17 protein-coding genes are annotated in these 19,776 nt (G+C 43.6%); 9 read left to right on the forward strand and 8 right to left on the reverse strand.

Going from position 1 to position 19,776, the window contains the following annotated elements; genetic code table 11:
* Positions 1–129 precede the first annotated feature (129 nt).
* The 4 genes from C6Y02_RS14695 to C6Y02_RS14710 all read right to left on the reverse strand — a co-directional run bounded on the left by C6Y02_RS14695 (position 130) and on the right by C6Y02_RS14710 (position 4,332).
* On the reverse strand, positions 130–1,506 hold the full coding sequence (locus tag C6Y02_RS14695) for an aspartate kinase (RefSeq protein WP_106031589.1): 1,377 nt from the start codon (positions 1,504–1,506) through the stop codon (positions 130–132).
* Positions 1,507–1,680: 174 nt separating this feature from the next.
* Entirely contained in the window at positions 1,681–3,114 is a 1,434-nt protein-coding gene (locus C6Y02_RS14700) for an MDR family MFS transporter (RefSeq protein ID WP_060595544.1), read from the reverse strand.
* Positions 3,115–3,130: 16 nt separating this feature from the next.
* A complete protein-coding gene (locus C6Y02_RS14705) occupies positions 3,131–3,997 on the reverse strand; it encodes a TetR/AcrR family transcriptional regulator (RefSeq protein ID WP_066031326.1) in 867 nt (288 codons plus the stop codon).
* Positions 3,998–4,134: 137 nt separating this feature from the next.
* Positions 4,135–4,332, reverse strand: coding sequence for a hypothetical protein (locus C6Y02_RS14710; protein ID WP_223251112.1), 198 nt, complete (start codon positions 4,330–4,332; stop codon positions 4,135–4,137).
* A gap of 142 nt (positions 4,333–4,474) precedes the next feature.
* Here C6Y02_RS14710 and C6Y02_RS14715 point away from each other — a divergent pair, with 142 nt between their 5' ends.
* Entirely contained in the window at positions 4,475–4,786 is a 312-nt protein-coding gene (locus C6Y02_RS14715; RefSeq protein ID WP_034664461.1) for an ArsR/SmtB family transcription factor, read from the forward strand.
* Positions 4,787–4,816: 30 nt separating this feature from the next.
* Here the strand turns inward: C6Y02_RS14715 and gabR are convergent, their stop codons facing one another.
* Positions 4,817–6,241, reverse strand: a complete 1,425-nt coding sequence (gabR, locus tag C6Y02_RS14720) for a MocR-like transcriptional regulator GabR (protein WP_106031590.1) — start codon at positions 6,239–6,241, stop codon at positions 4,817–4,819.
* A gap of 108 nt (positions 6,242–6,349) precedes the next feature.
* On the opposite strand from gabR, the gene gabT reads away from it, so the two are divergent.
* Genes gabT through C6Y02_RS14735 form a run of 3 tightly spaced genes read left to right on the forward strand, consistent with a single transcriptional unit; the run spans position 6,350 to position 10,445 of the window.
* Positions 6,350–7,666: a 4-aminobutyrate--2-oxoglutarate transaminase gene (gene gabT, locus C6Y02_RS14725; protein WP_106031591.1), complete on the forward strand. Its 1,317-nt coding sequence runs from the start codon at positions 6,350–6,352 to the stop codon at positions 7,664–7,666.
* A 21-nt stretch (positions 7,667–7,687) separates the two neighbouring features.
* Complete coding sequence (locus C6Y02_RS14730) at positions 7,688–9,076, forward strand: APC family permease (RefSeq protein ID WP_106031592.1); 1,389 nt, start codon at positions 7,688–7,690, stop codon at positions 9,074–9,076.
* Complete coding sequence (locus C6Y02_RS14735; protein WP_106031593.1) at positions 9,051–10,445, forward strand: NAD-dependent succinate-semialdehyde dehydrogenase; 1,395 nt, start codon at positions 9,051–9,053, stop codon at positions 10,443–10,445. The genes C6Y02_RS14730 and C6Y02_RS14735 overlap by 26 nt, the downstream gene beginning before the upstream one ends.
* Positions 10,446–10,489: 44 nt before the next feature.
* Here C6Y02_RS14735 and C6Y02_RS14740 read toward each other — a convergent pair whose 3' ends face one another.
* The 3 genes from C6Y02_RS14740 to C6Y02_RS14750 all read right to left on the reverse strand — a co-directional run bounded on the left by C6Y02_RS14740 (position 10,490) and on the right by C6Y02_RS14750 (position 13,550).
* Positions 10,490–11,086, reverse strand: coding sequence for an NAD(P)H-dependent oxidoreductase (locus tag C6Y02_RS14740; protein WP_106031594.1), 597 nt, complete (start codon positions 11,084–11,086; stop codon positions 10,490–10,492).
* Positions 11,087–11,284: 198 nt separating this feature from the next.
* Complete coding sequence (locus tag C6Y02_RS14745) at positions 11,285–11,899, reverse strand: YcnI family copper-binding membrane protein (protein WP_106031595.1); 615 nt, start codon at positions 11,897–11,899, stop codon at positions 11,285–11,287.
* 16 nt (positions 11,900–11,915) lie between these two features.
* Positions 11,916–13,550, reverse strand: coding sequence for a copper resistance CopC/CopD family protein (locus tag C6Y02_RS14750; RefSeq protein ID WP_106031596.1), 1,635 nt, complete (start codon positions 13,548–13,550; stop codon positions 11,916–11,918).
* 507 nt (positions 13,551–14,057) lie between these two features.
* On the opposite strand from C6Y02_RS14750, the gene C6Y02_RS14755 reads away from it, so the two are divergent.
* The 5 genes from C6Y02_RS14755 (at position 14,058) to C6Y02_RS14775 (ending at position 19,622) form a co-directional block, all read left to right on the forward strand.
* A complete protein-coding gene (locus C6Y02_RS14755) occupies positions 14,058–15,500 on the forward strand; it encodes a PTS mannitol transporter subunit IIBC (RefSeq protein ID WP_106031597.1) in 1,443 nt (480 codons plus the stop codon).
* Between the two features lie 96 nt (positions 15,501–15,596).
* A complete protein-coding gene (locus C6Y02_RS14760; protein WP_034664060.1) occupies positions 15,597–16,031 on the forward strand; it encodes a PTS mannitol transporter subunit IIA in 435 nt (144 codons plus the stop codon).
* Between the two features lies 1 nt (position 16,032).
* Positions 16,033–17,154 carry a mannitol-1-phosphate 5-dehydrogenase gene (locus tag C6Y02_RS14765; protein ID WP_060595553.1) on the forward strand — a complete coding sequence of 374 codons (1,122 nt, stop codon included), beginning with the start codon at positions 16,033–16,035 and terminating at the stop codon, positions 17,152–17,154.
* A 98-nt stretch (positions 17,155–17,252) separates the two neighbouring features.
* Positions 17,253–19,001: a methyl-accepting chemotaxis protein gene (locus C6Y02_RS14770; protein WP_106031598.1), complete on the forward strand. Its 1,749-nt coding sequence runs from the start codon at positions 17,253–17,255 to the stop codon at positions 18,999–19,001.
* A gap of 228 nt (positions 19,002–19,229) precedes the next feature.
* On the forward strand, positions 19,230–19,622 hold the full coding sequence (locus C6Y02_RS14775; RefSeq protein ID WP_060595555.1) for a RidA family protein: 393 nt from the start codon (positions 19,230–19,232) through the stop codon (positions 19,620–19,622).
* The last annotated feature ends 154 nt before the right edge of the window (positions 19,623–19,776 follow it).

Consider the following 19,776-nt stretch of genomic DNA (forward strand, 5'->3'; position numbering starts at 1 on the left):
GGAACAATAGTTGGTTTGTCTCTATCATACAAAATCAAACGAGAAATAGATATATTTTAATGCGCAAATCCATGTGAATCTGGCGAGAACAAAAAGGACTGCCGATCCTGAGATCTGGCAGTCTGCTGGTTAAAGGGAGACAGGGACGGTAGACATAGAGAAAAATTCTTCATACAACGCTTGAACGGCTTCTTTTTCTTGAGCCGCTTTGACGCCAAACATCATGCTGACCTCTGAAGAGCCTTGATTGATCATTTCAATATTGACCTTCGCTTTTGACAGCGCCTCTGCTGCTCTTGCTGTGGTGCCAACATTGTGACGCATCGCTTCTCCTACAACCATAATGAGTGAGAGATTCGGCTCTAAAACGACCTCATCTGCATCAAGCACAAGCTTCAAGCGGTCGAGCAGCTCTTGTTCAATATGCTGCTCCTTCAGCTGATCCTGTCTTAAAATAATGTTCATATCGTCAATGCCAGAAGGAACGTGCTCATACGTAAGCCCATATTCCTCTAACGTTTGCAGCACCTTACGTCCAAAACCGACTTCTCTGTTCATCAAATACTTGCTAATATAAATGCTGCAAAAACCGCTGTCTGAGGCGATTCCGACAACTGGTCCATTTGTATGATCTCGCTGGTTCACAATTTTTGTGCCTTTTGCTGAGGGATTATTGGTGTTTTTAATTTGCACAGGAATGCCTGCACGGAAGGCTGGAATGAGTGCTTCATCGTGGAACACAGAAAAACCAGCATAGGATAGCTCGCGCATTTCCCGGTACGTCAGCTCTGTAATTTCCTTCGGCTCATGAACGATCGTTGGATTAACAGCGTAGACAGCATCCACATCTGTAAAGTTTTCATACACATCTGCTTTCAAACCGTTTGCCAAAATGGAACCGGTAATATCGGAGCCGCTGCGAGAAAAGGTGACGATGTCCCCCGATAGACTAAAGCCAAAAAAGCCAGGGAAGATGATGATGCCAGAGCGCTCTCTTAATTTGTACAAATGATCATATGACTCTGGAAGGACTTGCGCTTGACCAGGCTCATCGCTCACAAATAAACCAGCTTCCTTTGGGTTCACATAGTGAGCTTCGACACCTTGATAGCGGAAATAGGCGGCAATGAGTTTTGCGTTATTGTCTTCACCGCTTGCTTTGATGGCATCAAGATATCGCTCAGGGTGAGACGTATCTGCCTGTAAGAGGGCATCTAGATCTTGCCGAATGGTGTCAATCACGTCATGACTTAACCCGAGTTCATCCGCAATCGAGGCATACCGTTCGATGACGGCTTTCTGTAAATCCTCTGCTTCCCCTAAACGTAAATATTGCTCACCACAGCTAATTAATAGATCGGTGACCTTCGTATCCGTTGAATGCCGTTTTCCTGGTGCGGAAACAACGACTGCTTTTCGAGCTGGATCTGCTGTTACAATGTCAAATACCTTTTGCAGCTGCTTGCCAGATGCAAGTGAACTGCCACCAAATTTAACGACCTTCAATGCATACATCTCCTATAGTAAAAATTTTCTCACAAATTGAATAGTTCCTATTATCAACTCTTTTCTTCAAATTATCAAGGTTTTTCTTCACTGTAAATACAAATGTCCTTTTGGAGAGGACGATATAATGTGAATATATGAAAAAAGAGCCGGCCATATGCCGAGCTCTTTTTCTTATGAAGAAGATGAGGAGGAAGATAGCTCCTGCTTCATCACTTTATTATCGCGTTTTTCCTTTAAGAAAAAGGAGAGGACGAGTCCAAGGACCGCAATCAAACCAGACACGATAAACGACGTGTTCATGCCGTGAACGGCTGATTTTAATGGGCTGGCTAATTCTGCATTTGCAGCAGAGCTGCTCATGATGGAGACAAGCACAGCCGTCCCAATGGAGCCGCCCATTTGTCTCATCGTGTTATTCATCGCTGTCCCATGCGGGATCAAATGAGGCGGTAAAGAGTTAATACCTGCGGTTGTCAGCGGCATCATGATCATCCCAACCCCGATTAAGCGAAGCGTGTAGGCGACCGTAATGAGGGCGATGGATGAATCAAGGGTGAGCAGCATAAATGGCAAGGTCGTAACGGTAAGTATCGTAAACCCGCCTAATGCCAGCCCTTTTCCACCGACTTTATCAAAAATTCGTCCAATAATTGGTGAGAGGAGCCCCATAAAGAGAGCACCAGGCAATAAGATCAGTCCTGTATCAAGAGCAGACAATCCTCTGACATTTTGCGTATAGAGTGGCAGAATCGTCTCTGTCCCAATCAATAAGGCAAAGACAAGCATCCCAAGGAAGGTCGTCAAGCTAAAGATCGCAAACTTAAAGACACCAAATTCAAGCATCGGTCTTGTCAAATTCGACTGGCGCAGAATAAAGAAGAACAAGCTCACGGCGCCGACAATGAGCGAAATGAGGACAGTCGCACTCGTCCAGCCATATGTGCCAACACTAGAAAATCCGTAAAGCAGTCCGCCGAAACCGAAGGACGACAAGATGACAGATAAAACATCAATTCGTGTCTCTCTTTGCTGCGTTACATTTTTCATTAAGAAGAAAGCAAGAATGAGATCAATGATACCGATTGGCAGTACAATATAGAACAAGAACTTCCAGCTGAAGGAATCGACAATCCAGCCGCCAAGTGTCGGTCCAAGAGCTGGTGCAAACGAAATGACAAGTCCGACCATACCCATTGCCTGCCCGCGTTTTTCTTTCGGGAAAATGGTTAAAAAGATCGTTTGCATCAGCGGCATTAAAATTCCTGCGCCGGCTGCCTGCACAATACGCGCTGCAAGTAATACAGGGAAATTCGTTGCAAACGCGGCAAGAATTGTACCGGCTGTAAAGATGCTAAGCGCCGTTAAAACTAAAGAACGGCTTGAAAATTTCTCGATTAAGAAAGCCGTGATCGGGATGAGAATCCCGTTTGTCAGCATAAAGGCTGTGGTGAGCCACTGTCCCTTGCTGACATCAATATTGAATTCCTCCATGATATGTGGGATCGCTGGAATGAGCAGTGTTTGGTTTAAAATTGCGACGAATGCCCCAACGAGGAAAATCCCCACAATCACAGATCGATTATACGATGTTGTTGATTGGTTCATGTTATCCCTTCTTTATCTATAGAATGATGCTTTTCAGCTGTGACACGTTTTGTGATAAAACGCTGTTTTTACCTAAATAATCGAGCAATGAGCTGATTAAAAAGGTTCTCGGTTGGTCCTTTGATAATTCTTGACTCAGCAGCTCAAACGCAGAGAGGAGATCGTCCTTTTCTTCTCCGTTTGGCAGTGCGTGAAGCTCTTGTTTGATCTTCGTTAAGGACGAGATGACAAGCTTTTCTTCATCATATTCGTCCTGTGAAGAAAGCAAATAAGAGTCCATCAGCTGATCTGTTAACACAGGCTCAATGGAACAAGGCTTTTTCGACACACGGTCCATCACGCCAATAATCATTTCGGCGGCATTTTCTAATTGGATGTTCTTATGCTCAATCGCCAGCATTAAGATGAATTCTCTCATTAATCCGTTGAGGACGATCACAAGATCCCAGACATAAGGAGCGACAGATTCACCATATGTGCTTAAAATAATGTCTCTGTGCCGCTGCATGATAATGGAGCGTGTCTCGCGTAAATGTTTAATGACAATGGGCGAATGCTGCGAAAAAGCTTCAAAGGACAGCATATTCAAAAATTTATGATTCTCTTTAAACTCTTCAAGCTCAAGTTTGATCTTCTTTGTGAATTTTTCCTTTTTGGACAGCGTCGTTTCTGAATGAATGATCTGAGAAATCTCTCTCATTTTGCACTGATTGTATTTAATCAGTTCTAATAGAAGAGCTTCCTTTGAATCAAACAGTTTATAAATAGACGCTTTTGATATTTTACAGGCATCGGCAATTGACTGCATGGAGACACTCATATAGCCTTTTTGAGAAAATAATTTCTTTGAAACCCGCAAAATCTCTTCTTGCTTTTCGTTCATCTACATAAGTCCTTTCCGAATCGGCAAAACCATATGGTCACAATGGAAACCGAGTGGTCACTTTTGCAATGATAACAAAACCAATGACCTATGACAAGAAAAGAAACTTAAAAAACACCTATCTTATGACAGGTATTTTATCCTTCCGCATGTGCGGCATATATGATGATCTGTCCGTTAAATTCGGCGATCAAAAGGTCTTTTCGCTCCTTTACAGAGTAAATCGCTGTCCCTTTTTTCAACTGGGAAGCTGTGCCGTGATCAAAATGTTCGGCAGCTGTTTTCTGAATGATACCTACTTGCTGATGTTTTGTGACGGTTAGTTGATGGGTCAAATCTACATTTGTTTGATAGACAGTTCCTTCCCTTCAAGACAGCTTTTATATAGTCATAGTCGTTTCCAAAGGATGTATCGTTACTTTGTATGAGGCGAGTCATGAGATTGTATGTTGGCACAAAATACGATACATTTATCGTATGAATAATCCAATCCATCCAACTCAAGAAGACATAAGACTGATTTCTGTGCTGCACGCATTGGCTGATCCAATCCGGTTAGAAATTGTCCGCTGCTTAGCAGAAGCGGGCGAGAGGACATGCGGTACGTATGAGATGAATATTGCCAAATCTACGCTTTCTCATCACTTCAAAGTGCTGAGGGAGGCAGGCGTCGTGAAAGTGAGAATTGACGGTAAACACCGCTACTATTCTTTAAGAAAAGAAGACATCGAGACCGCTTTTCCTGGACTCGTGTCATCCATTTTAGCCGTAGATAAAGAGCGGTGGTAAGCCAGCTGTCTAGTAAAGCAGCTGGCTGTTTTATTTCCCATAAATCGACTCATACAGTCTTTTCACCGCCGGCTCAATATCCTCTGGCCGCATATGAGAGAAGCCGAGGACGAGTGGAACAAAGCCTTCCTGATGCCCCGGCAATTGCTCATCAAGGGTAAAACGGTCCATCCCGTACATTTTAAGCTTTCTTTCTTTGGCTCGCTGTAAAATCTCATGCTGCGTGCGGTTTGAGCGGAACTCTGCGATAAAATGAAGTCCAGCATTTTCCCCAATAATCCGTACATTGTCAGTAAAAACCGTGTCGAGCTCTTCAATGAGCTGCTTCCGCTTTTCCTCATATAAACCATTCATTCTTTTAATATGCCGCTGATACGCCCCATCTTTTATAAAATGAAGAAGGGTGTATTGTGTAAAAAGGCTGGCTGTTTGAATGAAGAAGTGCTGTTCTTCCTTATAGCGTCTCAATAAATGCTGCGGGAGCACCATGTAGCTTAGTCTTAAGCCTGGCAGCAATGACTTTGAAAAGGTCCCCATATAAATGACTTTGTCATATCGATCCAAACTTTGCAGCGCTGGAATGCTGTCTGTACCATACTTGAATTCACTGTCATAATCATCCTCGATAATATAACGGCCGGGCTGATCGGCTGCCCAGTTTAAGAGTTGAATCCGCCGGGAAATCGGCATAATCACCCCTGTTGGGAATTGATGTGAAGGGGTAATGATTAAGACATTCGGCTGTTTTTTGTGAATGTCACTCATCCGCACCCCTTTTTGATCAATGCCAATCGTTTCAATTCGGTGATGATTGTTTTTCAGCATTTGATAGAGCCGGCGATAGCCAGGGTTTTCTAATCCGTATACTTGATCGGCTGGAAGAATGCTTGATAAAGAATGGATAAGTGATTGCGTGCCTGCGCTTAAAATGAGCTGTTCTGGGTAGCATTTGACCCCTCGCGCAAGCCCGGTCAACCGGGCAATCGTTTCCCGAAGCTCGTACACACCTTGTGGATGCGGAAGCTCACCAAACGCTTCTTGATGGAGGCTGATCGCCTTTTGTTCACTTTTCAGCCAGCTTTTAAATGGAAAATTGGCTGTATCAACAGAGATATGTGAAAAGGAATACCAGTCGTCCCGTGCAATCGACTCCTCTTTTAAATCGGCTGGAAGGGACGAGGGTTTCAGCTGACCTGACTCATGAAACGTTTCTAATGATTCCACAAAAAAACCTTTGCGTTCAACCGAATATAAATATCCCTCAGCAAGCAGCTGCTGATATGCGCCATTCACTGAATTGACGCTGACGTTTAATGTATCGGCTAACTCTCGTTTTGAGGGTAATTGATCGTGCGGCTGAAGGTTTCGGTTTAAAATTTCACCTTTAATTTTCGTATAAATTTGATGATAAATAAATCCGTTTGCCCCTGTTTGGTCTAGTTGAATTGTCAGCATCTCGTCATTCCTTCCTCTCTGGTACCATGAAAAAAATGATATTGGTACTTTCTATCATACCAAAAAATATTCAGAATAATAAAAAAGACATAAAGGGGATGGATGACAATGAGTCAAACGACAACAAACCGTTTTTCAACAGAAGAATGGCAGGGGAAAAGAGACCAATACGTCGCAAGAGGCGTGAGTAATGGCAACCGTCATCTTGCAGCGAAGGGGAAGGGAGCCGAGCTGTTCGATATCGATGGGAAACGTTTTATCGATTTTGCAGGCGCTATCGGTACATTAAATGTAGGCCATTCACATCCAAAGGTTGTGGAAGCCGTCAAAGCACAGGCAGACAGTCTGATTCACCCAGGATTCAACGTCATGATGTACGAATCGTATATTGAATTGGCAGAGAAGCTATGCCGCCTCACACCAGGCGATCATGACAAGAAAGCCATTTTTCTCAATTCAGGTGCAGAAGCTGTTGAAAATGCGGTGAAAATTGCACGTAAATATACGAAAAGACAGGCCGTTGTGTCGTTTACAAGAGGCTTTCACGGCAGAACGAATATGACGATGAGCATGACGAGCAAGGTCAAGCCATATAAATTTGGGTTCGGACCATTTGCGTCAGAGGTGTATCAAGCGCCGTACCCTTATTACTATCAAAAGCCAGAAGGATTAAGCGATGCAGCCTACGATGAGTACATCATTGATCAATTCAATCAATTCTTCGTCGCAGCCGTTGCACCAGAAACCGTTGCATGTGTGGTCATGGAACCAGTCCAAGGGGAGGGCGGATTCATTGTACCAACGAAGCGTTTTGTTCAGCATGTTGCTTCATTCTGTCAGCAGCACGGGATTGTCTTTGTTGCAGATGAGATCCAAACAGGCTTTGCGAGAACGGGGAAATACTTTGCGATTGAGCACTTTGATGTGGTGCCGGACTTAATCACGGTGTCAAAATCTCTTGCTGCTGGATTACCACTGAGCGGTGTTATTGGCAGAAAAGAACTGCTTGATGCGGCAGATCCAGGTGAGCTCGGGGGGACATATGCAGGAAGTCCATTAGGCTGTGTGGCAGCACTAGCAGTTCTTGATATTATTGAAACGGAACAATTGAATCAACGATCTGAACACATTGGACAAGTCATTGAGGACAAAGCAAATGATTGGAGAACAACGTATCCATTCATTGGGGAAGTCCGCCGATTAGGGGCAATGGCGGCGATTGAAATTGTGGAAGATCAAAAAACGCGTACACCAGATAAGAAAACAGCCGCAGCGATTGCAGCATATGCAAATGAGCACGGGCTGCTCTTATTAACGGCAGGGATTAATGGGAATATTATTCGCTTCTTAACACCACTTGTCATCACAGATGAGCTGCTGAATGAAGGACTGGGGATCATCGAGGACGCCTTCAAAGCACGCTAAACAACAAAGGGGGATGGTTGTATGCAAAAACAACAAATGGCAAAAACCATGTCGCAGTCTGACGTACTGTTTTTATCCATTGGTGCAATGCTTGGATGGGGCTGGGTTGTACTTTCGGGAGATTGGATTTTAACAGCAGGATTTTTAGGCAGTGTCATCGCCTTTGTCATCGGCGGTATTCTCGTCATCTTTATTGGACTCACGTATGCTGAGCTTTCGTCTGCAATTCCAGAGACGGGAGGAGGGCTCGTCTTTGTCCAGCGGGCATTTGGGATGAAATCAGCGTTCGTCTCAGCATGGGGCGTATTGTTTGGTTATGTGTCCGTCATTACGTTTGAAGCTGTTGCCTTGCCGACAGTTATTGATTATGTCATTCCAACACAGCATGTTGGCTTCCTATGGAATATAGGGGGATGGGACGTTTATTTCACATGGGTGTTGATTGGATCTGGTGGTGCATTGTTTTTAACAGCACTGAATTACATTGGGGCAAAGCCTGCGGCCATTTTTCAGTCTGTGTTCACTGTAGCGATTATTTTGACAGGCTTTCTCCTTTTAGGTGGCGCGACATTTAATGGAGATTTTGCAAACCTTGAGCCAATGTTTCAAGGCGGGGTTGGCGGTCTTATGGCCGTGTTAGTCATGATTCCTTTTTTATTCGTTGGATTTGATGTGATTCCGCAAGTAGCAGCAGAGATTAATGCGCCAAAGAAAATCATTGGGAGAATATTAATTATCTCCATCGTGAGTGCGGTCGTATTTTATCTGCTTATTGTCTTTGGGGTAGCTGCGGGGCTGTCAAAAGGACAGCTTGAAGCCTCTTCATTGGCGACAGCAGATGCGATGGTGCAGCTGCTCGGTCATCAGGCGTTTGGAACAGTGCTTGTCATTGGCGGTGTAGCAGGGATTGTGACGAGCTGGAATGCTTTTATCATCGGTGCAAGCCGTATTCTATATGCGATGGCGGAAAGAGGCATGATTTCCAAATGGTTTGCGTATATTCATCCAAAGTATAAAACGCCGACAAATGCCATTTTATTTCTTGGTGCTTTGGCTTTTTTTGCTCCATTACTAGGGCGTCCTGCCCTCGTGTGGATTGTCAATGCGGGCGGTGTCGGAATTATCGTTGGGTACTTAATAGTGTCCATTGCCTTTATGAGACTTCGAAAAGCAGAACCAGAGCTTGAGCGTCCATACCGCATTAAGTATTGGCGGACGACAGGCGTTTTAGCTATCGGGCTGAGTCTCCTTTTTCTTTCATTTTATTTTCCAGGAATGCCGGCCTCCTTATCATGGCCAGCTGAATGGATATTGCTTTTAGGTTGGGCACTCATTGGGTATATACTATATGTAATGAATCCAAGATCGAAGGAGACGGTAGAGCATGACAAACGAACTCAAAGTGTATAATCCTGCAACAGGAGAAGAAATTGCTTCAGTTGCTCAGCATACAAAAGAACAGATCGAAGACGCCATTACCCGCTCACACAAAGCATTCAAAGCATGGGCAAAAATGTCTGCGCATGAACGTGCCAATATCATTCGCAAGTGGTTTGACCTCATGATTGAACATAAAGAAAGGCTCGCGAAAATCATCACGGAAGAAAACGGGAAGCCGTATCAAGAAGCATTAGGCGAAATCGTCTATGCAGCTGGATACATTGAATGGTACGCAGAGGAAGCCAAACGGATATACGGCAGAACCATTCCGTCACATACGACGAACAAACGCCTTTTTGTCACAAAGCAGCCAGTTGGTCCTGTTGCGGCCATTACACCGTGGAATTTCCCAGCAGCCATGATCACGAGAAAGGCTGCACCAGCACTTGCAGCGGGCTGTACGTTTATTGTGAAACCTGCTGAAGACACGCCGCTGACGGCTATTGAACTTGTGAAATTAGGCCACGAAGCTGGAATTCCAGAGGATGCCCTGCAATGGGTGGTTGGAGATGGAAAAGAAGTCGGTGAAATATTCACAGATAGTCCATTGATTCGCAAAATCACGTTCACAGGCTCAACGCCAGTCGGAAAGCATCTGATCAAAAACAGTGCGAGTACAGTCAAGCACGTATCAATGGAGCTTGGCGGTCATGCTCCGCTCATCGTAGACAAAGATGCCAATCTTGAACTAGCTGTCAAACAAGCAGTGGCGTCTAAGTTCCGTAATGCAGGACAAACCTGTGTCTGTGCCAACCGCTTAATTGTGCATGAAGACATTCATGAAGCATTTGCTCAAGGCTTCAGCAAAGAAGTAGAAAAGCTAAAAGTGGGAAATGGCTTTGAAGAAGGCACATCCATCGGCCCAATTATCAACAAGCGCGGCTTTGATAAAATTGTCGGCCAAATTCAAGATGCAGTCGATAAAGGGGCGAAAATCCTTGTCGGCGGAGATACGCATTTCGATGATGAAAAGTCGTATTATTTTGTCCAGCCAACGGTTCTCACACATGTAGACCCTTCCATGAACATCATGCATGAAGAAACCTTTGGACCAGTGGCGCCGATTACGACGTTCAAAACGCTAGATGAAGCGATTGAATTAGCCAACGATACACCTTTTGGTCTTGCAGCTTATTTCTTTACAGAAAATTATCGAAACGGCCTCTACATCTCAGAGAATCTTGATTACGGGATCATTGGCTGGAATGATGGCGGCCCATCGGCTGTTCAAGCACCATTCGGAGGAATGAAAGAAAGCGGAATTGGCCGTGAAGGCGGCATCGAAGGGATCGAACCGTATTTAGAAACCAAATATGTATCCATTGGTTTAGACGAATAAACGTGAAAAAGACTGCCTGAGGAATCTTGGCAGTCTTTTTTATGTTAAACAGCCGGCGGAAAAAGCTGCTCCACCGTTTCTTTTGTTTCTTTCAGAATTTCGTGGATGTAATCTGCTGGTGCCTGCTCCATGCTGCTGAACAAAAGTCGTTCAACAGGCTCAACACCAATAAAATTGAAGACTTCTGTATCTGTTGTCATGCGATGGGAGGCGGAAATGATCCGCTTAGAGTCAAGAAAGGTCCTTGGAGCATCGTGCGTGTTGATAATGACACCTTTTTTGTGCCGAAGCAGGTTTTCAATAGCCCCCTGCTCATTGATTTGATAAGCGAAGCCCTCAGAAAAAACGCGTTCTACATAGCCCTTTAGCATAGCGGGTAAGCCTGTCCACCAAATGGGAAAAATAAACGTTAGGACATCTGCTTGCTGAATCAGCTTCTGCTCTGTTTGAATGGCAATTGGGACATCACCCCGTTTGATCGCAGCCTTTTCCAACATGCTTAGCTCTGGCGAAAAACCAAGAGCATAGACATCACGAACAGTCACTTCATGACCATTGTTCAAAAGAGTGCTGACAACAAGATCTAATAAGGTTTGATTTAAGCTTTGCTGGGGATGAGCAAATATAATTAGATGGTTCATCTCATAGCCTCCTAGGTGGTCATGTGTCTCATTATGGCATGCACCATTATCCTATTCAATCCTATGTTGGTAATAATAGGTTGGGAAAATGGAAGTTGATCGTCCTAGTTTGCAGGCAAAGCCTTGCATCTCGTGTTCAAATAAGGTGGATAGAAATGAAAGCGATCGTTTCCGTGAAAACGATCGCTTACGAATCAATTATTTCTTTCTAAAAGCAAGTCCCAGTGCAATCAGTGCTACGACTAGAGCAGCAATGGACAACCCTAGCACAAGTGGTGAGGAAGAGTTGGAGGCTGTTTCAGATGCCTTTTCTTCTTTTGGTTTTTCTTGTCCATGTGAATCCGTTACCGTATTAGATGCCACAATGTTTGTGATGGAATGCGGCTTATCAGCATCTTTATCGCCTGTCCATTCAACGACCGTTCCATCTTTATAATATTGATATGCATCCCATGCAGCTTCACCTGCTTTTTCAGGGTTTTTCGCTACAAAAACGAATTGCTGGAACTGTCCGGCAAGCACGCCTTTACCCGTTGCTTCCCAAGTCACTCTTGTCACCTTGCCATCTTTTTCTTCAGTTGACGTGTTCCATCCAGGGACTGGCTCATATTGCTGGAATTCTACACCTTTAGGTATTGTCACGACAACCTTAGTGGTTGGACTGTCACTCTCAGAAGGAACTTTTAACGTATAGGTTTCCCACGCATTTGTCGCAGACGTATCAGGCTTGACTGTGACATGAGCACTCACAGGAATCGCCAATAAAAATGAAGCGAGAAGCATTGGTAATAAAGCTTTAACGTATTTTTTCATATGGTATGAACTCCTTTTAGTTTCTTCTAATAAATGTGGTATCGATATTTTCAAAAGAACCAGTTAATGCATGGATTTCAATTTTCCAAGTACCTTTTTCATTTAACAAGAGGTTTTCAGCAGAGAAATGACCATTTTTTAATCGTTTCAGCTGAAATTCACTCGGTTTCTCTTCCCCGAATAAGGCGACTTTATGGATCTTGGCTGACACAGATTGAATATCTGTAATCGTTTGTCCATCCTTCTTCGTAAATGCGACCTCGAATGTGTTTTTCCCCGGAGCATTCGGGGTAATGCTCATGGACACAATGTCACGATGCTCCACTTGGTTTGCGCCGAAGAATGGCTCAGGTGCAGGCGGAGGAGGGCTCGGAATATTGGTAAACACAGCCGTTAATAACAAAATGGCGATTCCGATGATCCACTCAGCTCGTAACGAAACGTTTTGTTTCTGTTTCTTTTCCCATCTCAGCATCAAGTAATGGACAAGTCCTAGAAGGCCCATCATGATAAATAAACCAAGCTTGATTAAAAAGGTTCTTCCGTACGCTGATTGGAAAAGAGCATCAAACGATTGCAAAATGAAGATGGCATTCACAAATCCTGAAAACACAATGAGTCCAACAGAGAGCAGTGCCCAAGGGTGAAACGCATTTAATGTATTTCGGATGAGCGGCTGATCTTCATTTGGCAGCTTCTTCAACAATAAAAGCACAATGGCTGTTAAACCACCGACCCAGATCGATGCAGAAACGAGATGGATGAAATCAAGTGACGTTGTCAGTATTTTATTATCGGTTGCTGCTGGATGTCCGATTTGTGCCTTCAGCCAGAGAAGCACTGCGAATAAGAGCAGTGGAAACAACCAGACCCGAAAAGATGTGAAATCCCCTTTTTTCATCGCGACTATGCTCCAAATGGTCAGAAGAACAAATGACACCATGAGCATCATCCACAAACTACCGCCAGAAGTCGACGCAATGGTTTCTTGTAAGAGGGATGGTTGAAATGCCCCCAAAAAGGACACGTCTGCCGCTGATTTTGTTTGAATTGGCAGCTGGAACACGAGTGCTCCGCCCATCATGATCAGTGACAAAGTCAAAAGCCGTTTCATTCGTTTCACTAATACAGGAGAAATGGCTGTTTTAAACCAAAACAGTCCAAACAAAATGGTCCCGAGAAATAAGCTAAACGACGTATAAAGTAAGGCTTTATCAATGGTCGAGGCTACATCGATGGATTCATTCGTTTGACCTTGATCTAATTGGTCAAAACCGCCACCCGCTTTGCCAATACTAAACGGGATCATGCCAGAGACAGAGTGTCCGTCTGCTGATACCGCATTCCACTGAATGGTATAAATCCCCTTTGGTAAATCCTTTTTTAAAGCAGCTTCCATGATTTTTTGATCTTTAATGACCGTATCTCCTTTATCCACACGATCACCTTTTGCATTTAGCACCTTAATGGCATGAAATCCACTTTCGATTCCTTCACTAAATGTGATAGAGACTGAAGGAGGCTGCTTCTCCAGCTCTTCATTTGCCGCTGGATTTGAGCTGACGACGTATGCATGAGCAACTGCTTCCTTTGGAATGAAAAAAGCGAACGTGACGATAAGGAGCAGAATCCACTTACTATGTTTCAACAAGATAAATAACCGCCTTTCTACCTATGAAAATGTCTCATGTATCAGAAAGAAAGCGGCAGTAAACTGTGAGTCACAGAAAAAACCGCTCCTCCTATTGTGCCGCTCACTCTAAAAGGTAAACGAAACAAACAGCAAGATGGTTCACTTTTTCTGTGTCATGTCTGCGCAGACATTTCTTGATTGAATAGGTTTGATCATGTATAAGCCTAGTCGATTTAAGAAGAGGAAACAAGAAGTGACTATTTGAAAGTTGTGAAATTCCAATGAATTTTGCATCAAAACCACGGCACGTCAACCTTTTTACTCCATTTGTCCTATGCTCTGACAGAGAATTCACATCATATTTCAATTTTGTCACACACTAAGTGACAAAGTGACATTTAGTTTCAATTGAAGGGAAAGTGAAAGCGTTTTACGATAAGGTTAAGGGCTTCACTGACACTTGTTCTTATATCTTTTGACCTATAAAGCCCTGAATAAAGGGAGAGAAGAAAGGAGTTTTCATAGATGCAGGAAAAAAGCGGATTCCGCGTAAAAGTACAGCGCTTTGGAAGCTATTTAAGCGGCATGATTATGCCGAATATTGGAGCATTTATCGCTTGGGGACTCATTACGGCATTGTTCATTCCGAGTGGCTATTTGCCAAATGAACAATTAGCTTCACTTGTTGGTCCAATGATCAACTACTTACTGCCGCTCTTAATCGGTTACACAGGCGGTAAGCTCGTATACGACCATCGAGGCGGGGTACTCGGTGCAACCGCGACGATTGGGGTCATTGTCGGTTCGGACATTCCAATGTTTTTAGGTGCCATGATCATGGGACCACTTGGCGGTTACTTGATTAAGAAAATTGATCAGCTGTTCAAAGATCGAATCAAATCGGGCTTTGAGATGCTTGTGAATAACTTTACGGCAGGGATTCTAGGTGCCATTCTTGTCGCGATTGCCTTCTACGCCATCGGCCCAGTGGTACTTGGTCTAAATAAAGCCCTTGCAGCAGGTGTAGATATCATTGTGAATGCACATTTGCTTCCGCTGGCAAGTATTTTCATTGAACCAGCGAAAGTCTTGTTCTTAAACAATGCGATTAACCAAGGAATTTTAGGTCCTTTAGGGGTGGAGCAAGCGGCAAAGACAGGGCAGTCCGTTCTGTTCTTGCTTGAAACAAACCCAGGACCAGGGTTAGGTGTTCTACTTGCGTACATGTTCTTTGGTAGAGGAAATGCGAAACAGTCTGCACCGGGTGCGATTGTCATTCAATTCTTAGGAGGAATTCATGAGATTTACTTCCCGTACATCTTAATGAAACCAAAGCTCATTTTGGCGGTTATTGCAGGGGGAGCAAGCGGCGTTCTGACCTTTTCCCTGTTAAATGCAGGCTTAAAGGCTGTGCCGTCACCAGGAAGTATTATCGCCCTCATGCTGATGTCACCAAAAGGCGGACACCTTGCTGTTCTTGCAGGTGTTGTCGTGGCAGCCGTCGTATCATTCCTTGTCGCTTCTGTGATTTTGAAGGCTTCAAAAGCTGTTGATGAGGATCTAACAGCAGCAACAGAAAAGATGCAGGACATGAAAGGGAAGAAAAGCGCTGCAGCCGCCGCTCTTACAGCTCAAAAAGAAGATGCTGAAGCAAATGAGCAAGCAGCATCTCCAAGTGATGTCAATCCAGATGACGTGAACAAAATCATCTTTGCCTGCGATGCAGGAATGGGCTCAAGTGCGATGGGCGCATCCATCTTAAAGAATAAAGTCAAAAAGGCAGAGCTTGATATTGATGTGACAAACACATCCATCAGCAACATCCCAGATGACGCCGATGTGGTCTTTACTCATAAAGATTTAACAGACAGAGCCAAGGCGAAACTGCCGGGCGCTGTGCATATCTCAGTTGATAATTTCTTAAACAGCCCGAAATACGATGAGCTGATTGAGAAATTGAAAAAATAACATGACGAAACGGGTTGAGTTCAATTTTTCTTTATTGAACTCCCCGTTTTGGTTGTTTTTCTGATTTTCCATTCTAAAAAAGGTGTGTGATCATTCATGAAACAAGTACTTTCAAAAGACAATATTTTTCTAAACGAACAAGCAGGCTCAAAAGAAGAAGCCATTAAAAAAGCGGGCGAGGTCCTAGTGGCAAACGGCTATGTCACAAGTGATTATGTTGACAAAATGTTTGAAAGAGAAAATATCTCATCTACATTTATGGGCAACGGGATTGCGATTCCTCATGGAACAGAGGATGCGAAAGCGGCTGTCCTTCATTCTGGGATTTCCATCATTCAAATTCCAGAAGGTGTTGAATACGGAGAAGGAAATATCGCCAAAGTTGTCTTTGGCATCGCTGGTAAAAACAACGAACACCTCGATATTCTTTCTCAAATTGCGATTGTCTGTTCAGAAGAAGAAAATGTAGAACGCATCATCCATGCAAAGGATCAGGATGAACTGATCGCCATCTTTAACGAGGTGAACTAACATGAAGGCACTTCATTTTGGAGCAGGAAATATCGGCAGAGGGTTTATCGGATCTTTGTTAAAAACATCAGGCTTTGAGCTTGTCTTTACCGATGTAAATGAAGCGGTCATCAACGAGCTGAATGAAAGAGGAGAATACACGGTTGAACTCGCAGCGCCGGGTCAAAAACAAGAAGTGGTCGGCCCTGTGACAGCGATCAATTCTGCACAAGACACAGCGGCATTAACAGAGGCCGTCGCATCAGCCGATTTAATTACAACAGCTGTTGGACCAGCCGTTTTGAAGATCATAGCTTCATCGATTGCTGAAGGATTAAAAGAGAAAAAGCCTGACCATATCATCAACATCGTGGCATGTGAAAATATGATTGGAGGCAGCTCTCATTTAAAAGAAGCCGTTTTCTCTCATTTAACAGAAGAGGAACAAGAAGCGTTGTCACAAACAGTTGGTTTTCCAAACGCTGCTGTGGACCGCATTGTTCCGATTCAGCACCATGAGGACATTCTGAAAGTATCAGTCGAGCCTTTTTTCGAGTGGGTCATTGATGAGACTGGCTTTATTGGTGACGTTCCTCAGATTGAAGGAGCAACCTTTGTAAAAGATTTGACGCCGTATATTGAGCGCAAACTCTTTACTGTCAACACAGGGCATGCACTAGCTGCTTATGTCGGGTATCAGCAAGGCGTTCAAACGATTAAAGAAGCCGTCGATACACCAGAGATTCGCCGAGTTATTGAAGGAGCACTTCATGAAACAGGCAGTTATTTAATCGACACATATGGCTTTCAAAAAGAAGAACATGATGCGTATATTCAAAAAATCATCAAGCGATTCGAAAATGCTTTTATCTCCGACGAAGTCACTCGTGTCGCACGATCTCCTCTTAGAAAGCTGGGAGCAGACGACCGTTTAATCGGTCCAGCGAAAAAGATCAAACAGCCAGTGTACTTAATCAAAGGCATCGCTGCAGCTCTCGCTTATGACTTTGCCGAAGACGAAGAAGCGGTTCGTTTGCAGGCATTAAGAAAAGAAAAAGGCATTGAAGGTGTGCTGGAAGAAGTATGTGGCCTCACACCAACAGACGATCTCTATCAAGCCATTCTGAAAGAAACAGCTCGATAATCAGAAAATCCCTTTCCAACGAGTGAAAGGGATTTTTTTATGACTTTTTTAATAGTTTTCCCCGCTTGACGATATATGATGTAAGGGGGAATTTGTATATGAAAAAGAAAACGTTTGCGTCAAGAAGTGTCTTTTTTCAATTAATGTCTGCCATTATCGTGATCACGATCTTAACCGGCGGACTTGTAGGCACAACGGGGTATTTGTTAGCGAAACATGTCTTAATTGATGCCGGGAAAGCAGATTTAAAGCACATCGTCAGCGGAGCAATGGCTACACTTGCACAGTTGAATGATCGTGTAGAGAAAAAAGAACTGACGCTTGAACAGGCACAGGAACAAGCCCGTATTTACTTGAGCGGGCCTAAAAATGACAACAGGAAAGGGTACCAATTTCAAAAATCAGATTTTATTTATAAAAATAAAGGCTATCTCGTCGCATATGGAGCAGATTATTCCTCTCAAGTCCATCCTGTCAATGACATTGGCGTCATTCCAGATAATACGACCAATCGTGAAAAAATGGTCGCTGGAGCCAAATCAGAAGGCGAGGATGCACACTATGTGACCTATTTAGATAAGGACGATGCCACCGGGGAAGAAAAACAAAAGCTTGCCTATATGAGTCAGTTCACGCCCTGGAATTGGAGTATCGGTATCGCCGTCTTTCAGGATGAATTTTATAAAGAATTAGAGCAGATGAAGCTCTATATCATGCTCATTACAGCAGGTGTTGCTCTTCTCAGTCTTGGCGTCTTTTATTTAGCTGCTCGAGGAAAAGTCAGGCTGCTCAAGCAAGTCACTGCTGCTTCAAAAGAAATTGCGGCGGGGAATCTTGAACGCACGAGTTTAAAAGAAACAACAGATGAAATTGGACAGCTGGCAAAAGGCTTTAATCATATGTCAGGAGAACTCAGGACACTTGTGAGCGGTCTACAGGAAACGAGCAGCCAGCTTGTTGAATCAGCGACAGATTTATCGGCGATATCTGAAGAAACCTCAGCCAGCAGTGAAGAGATAGGCCGAGCGATTGGTGACATATCGACTGGAACGCTTCATCAGGCATCTGACCTTGATGCAGCCAATCAACAAATGACCCAGTTCAATCAATCCATTGAGAACGTCAAAGAACAAAGCGATCAAATTAAACGAATCTCTGACCAATCGAGTCAATCATCGCAGCAGGGCCAGAAAATTGTTCAGAAATTAAAACAATCAAATGAACAATCAATTCAGGCGTCTAAAGGTATTAGAACAGGAATCGACCAGTTAAGTATAAAAGTACAGGATATTTCTCAAATCACAGATACGATTGAAAGCATTTCAAATGAGACGAATTTACTTGCGCTGAATGCAAGCATTGAGGCTGCACGCGCAGGAGAGCACGGCAAAGGCTTCTCGGTTGTGGCGAGTGAAGTGCGGAATTTAGCTGAGCAGACAAAGCAATCAGCCGTTCAAATTCAGCAAATGGTACAAGGCATTAAAGAAGAAACGACGGTAACAGCCGGTATGATGTCGAGCACAATGGATCGTTTTGCTGAGTTAGATGAAGCGGTACATGCAACAGAACATGAATTCAATGCCATCTCTTCGTCAATTTCACAAACCATCGTTGAAACAGATGCAATGGCAAAAGAGCTGAATGCATTGCTGGAGCAAAACGATCTCATCACAAAAGCGATGCAAGGCGCCGCCCATATTTCTCAAGAAAATGCCGCTGCGATCGAAGAGATCACCGCATCCACAGATGAACAAGTGACAGCCATCTCCAATGTGGCAAAAGCAGCAGAAAGACTCAATGAACTAAGCATACGATTGAATCAGGACATTGCACGTTATCGTCTATAAATCATTTTGACTGTGTGTCACTTGTCAGGTACTATGTAGTTAATCTAAAAACCTTGCTCACGCAATCAAAAGGAGTGTACCGGTCATGAAAAAGAAAATATTGATGTTCTTACCTTGTGGCTATGGATACTCCACTGCTGTTTTCTTTTAGAATAGATAGAAATTGGTGAAGTCTGTCTACATGAGGAAGAATCTAGCAGAAAAATCAAAGTGAGTGAGGGATATAATATGGAAAAAATCACGAGAAAAAACCCAGAAAGTATGCCGAAGCCCGTTGGCAGCTATAGTCATATCACAAGAGTACCAAAGGGCGCGGGATTATTTGTTACATCGGGTCAAGTCGGAACAGATATGGATGGACAGGTACCATCAAGTTTAAACGACCAGGTAACCAATACGTTTGAAAATATCAAAAAAATCCTTGAATCAGAAGGATTGAACGAAGAGCATGTCATCAAGGTCAATATATGGGCAACGGAAGAAATCGACTGGGACCATCTATATCCTCAGTGGGATACGATCTTTAAAACAGCTTACCCATCAATGACGGTTGCTTATGTATCAGCTTTAGGATGGCCCGAGCTGAAAATTGAAATTGAGCTATGGTGCGCCGATATATGATCAAAAAAAAGAACAGTGCAAACTGTTCTCAGATTGTAGAGAAACTCATGTTTTTCTACAATCTTTTTTATTTTCATCGTAATTATGATGGATGGGATTTAATGAAAAAGGCCTCCCACACACCTAGCCTAGCTTCGCTAGGTGTGTGGCAATC

It is taken from the genome of Bacillus sp. NMCC4 (assembly GCF_002998555.1).
Taxonomy (GTDB): Bacteria; Bacillota; Bacilli; order Bacillales; family Bacillaceae; genus Bacillus.

Excerpts from the sequence above, each read along its gene's own strand:
- C6Y02_RS14715 (WP_034664461.1), top strand. The coding sequence starts at position 4,475 with ATGAATAATCCAATCCATCCAACTCAAGAAGACATAAGACTGATTTCT.
- C6Y02_RS14765 (WP_060595553.1), top strand. The coding sequence starts at position 16,033 with ATGAAGGCACTTCATTTTGGAGCAGGAAATATCGGCAGAGGGTTTATC.
- C6Y02_RS14740 (WP_106031594.1), bottom strand. The coding sequence starts at position 11,086 with ATGAACCATCTAATTATATTTGCTCATCCCCAGCAAAGCTTAAATCAA.
- gabT (WP_106031591.1), top strand. The coding sequence starts at position 6,350 with ATGAGTCAAACGACAACAAACCGTTTTTCAACAGAAGAATGGCAGGGG.
- C6Y02_RS14770 (WP_106031598.1), top strand. The coding sequence starts at position 17,253 with ATGAAAAAGAAAACGTTTGCGTCAAGAAGTGTCTTTTTTCAATTAATG.
- C6Y02_RS14775 (WP_060595555.1), top strand. The coding sequence starts at position 19,230 with ATGGAAAAAATCACGAGAAAAAACCCAGAAAGTATGCCGAAGCCCGTT.
- C6Y02_RS14705 (WP_066031326.1), bottom strand. The coding sequence starts at position 3,997 with ATGAACGAAAAGCAAGAAGAGATTTTGCGGGTTTCAAAGAAATTATTT.
- C6Y02_RS14700 (WP_060595544.1), bottom strand. The coding sequence starts at position 3,114 with ATGAACCAATCAACAACATCGTATAATCGATCTGTGATTGTGGGGATT.
- C6Y02_RS14735 (WP_106031593.1), top strand. The coding sequence starts at position 9,051 with ATGACAAACGAACTCAAAGTGTATAATCCTGCAACAGGAGAAGAAATT.
- C6Y02_RS14760 (WP_034664060.1), top strand. The coding sequence starts at position 15,597 with ATGAAACAAGTACTTTCAAAAGACAATATTTTTCTAAACGAACAAGCA.
- C6Y02_RS14730 (WP_106031592.1), top strand. The coding sequence starts at position 7,688 with ATGCAAAAACAACAAATGGCAAAAACCATGTCGCAGTCTGACGTACTG.
- C6Y02_RS14745 (WP_106031595.1), bottom strand. The coding sequence starts at position 11,899 with ATGAAAAAATACGTTAAAGCTTTATTACCAATGCTTCTCGCTTCATTT.
- gabR (WP_106031590.1), bottom strand. The coding sequence starts at position 6,241 with ATGCTGACAATTCAACTAGACCAAACAGGGGCAAACGGATTTATTTAT.
- C6Y02_RS14755 (WP_106031597.1), top strand. The coding sequence starts at position 14,058 with ATGCAGGAAAAAAGCGGATTCCGCGTAAAAGTACAGCGCTTTGGAAGC.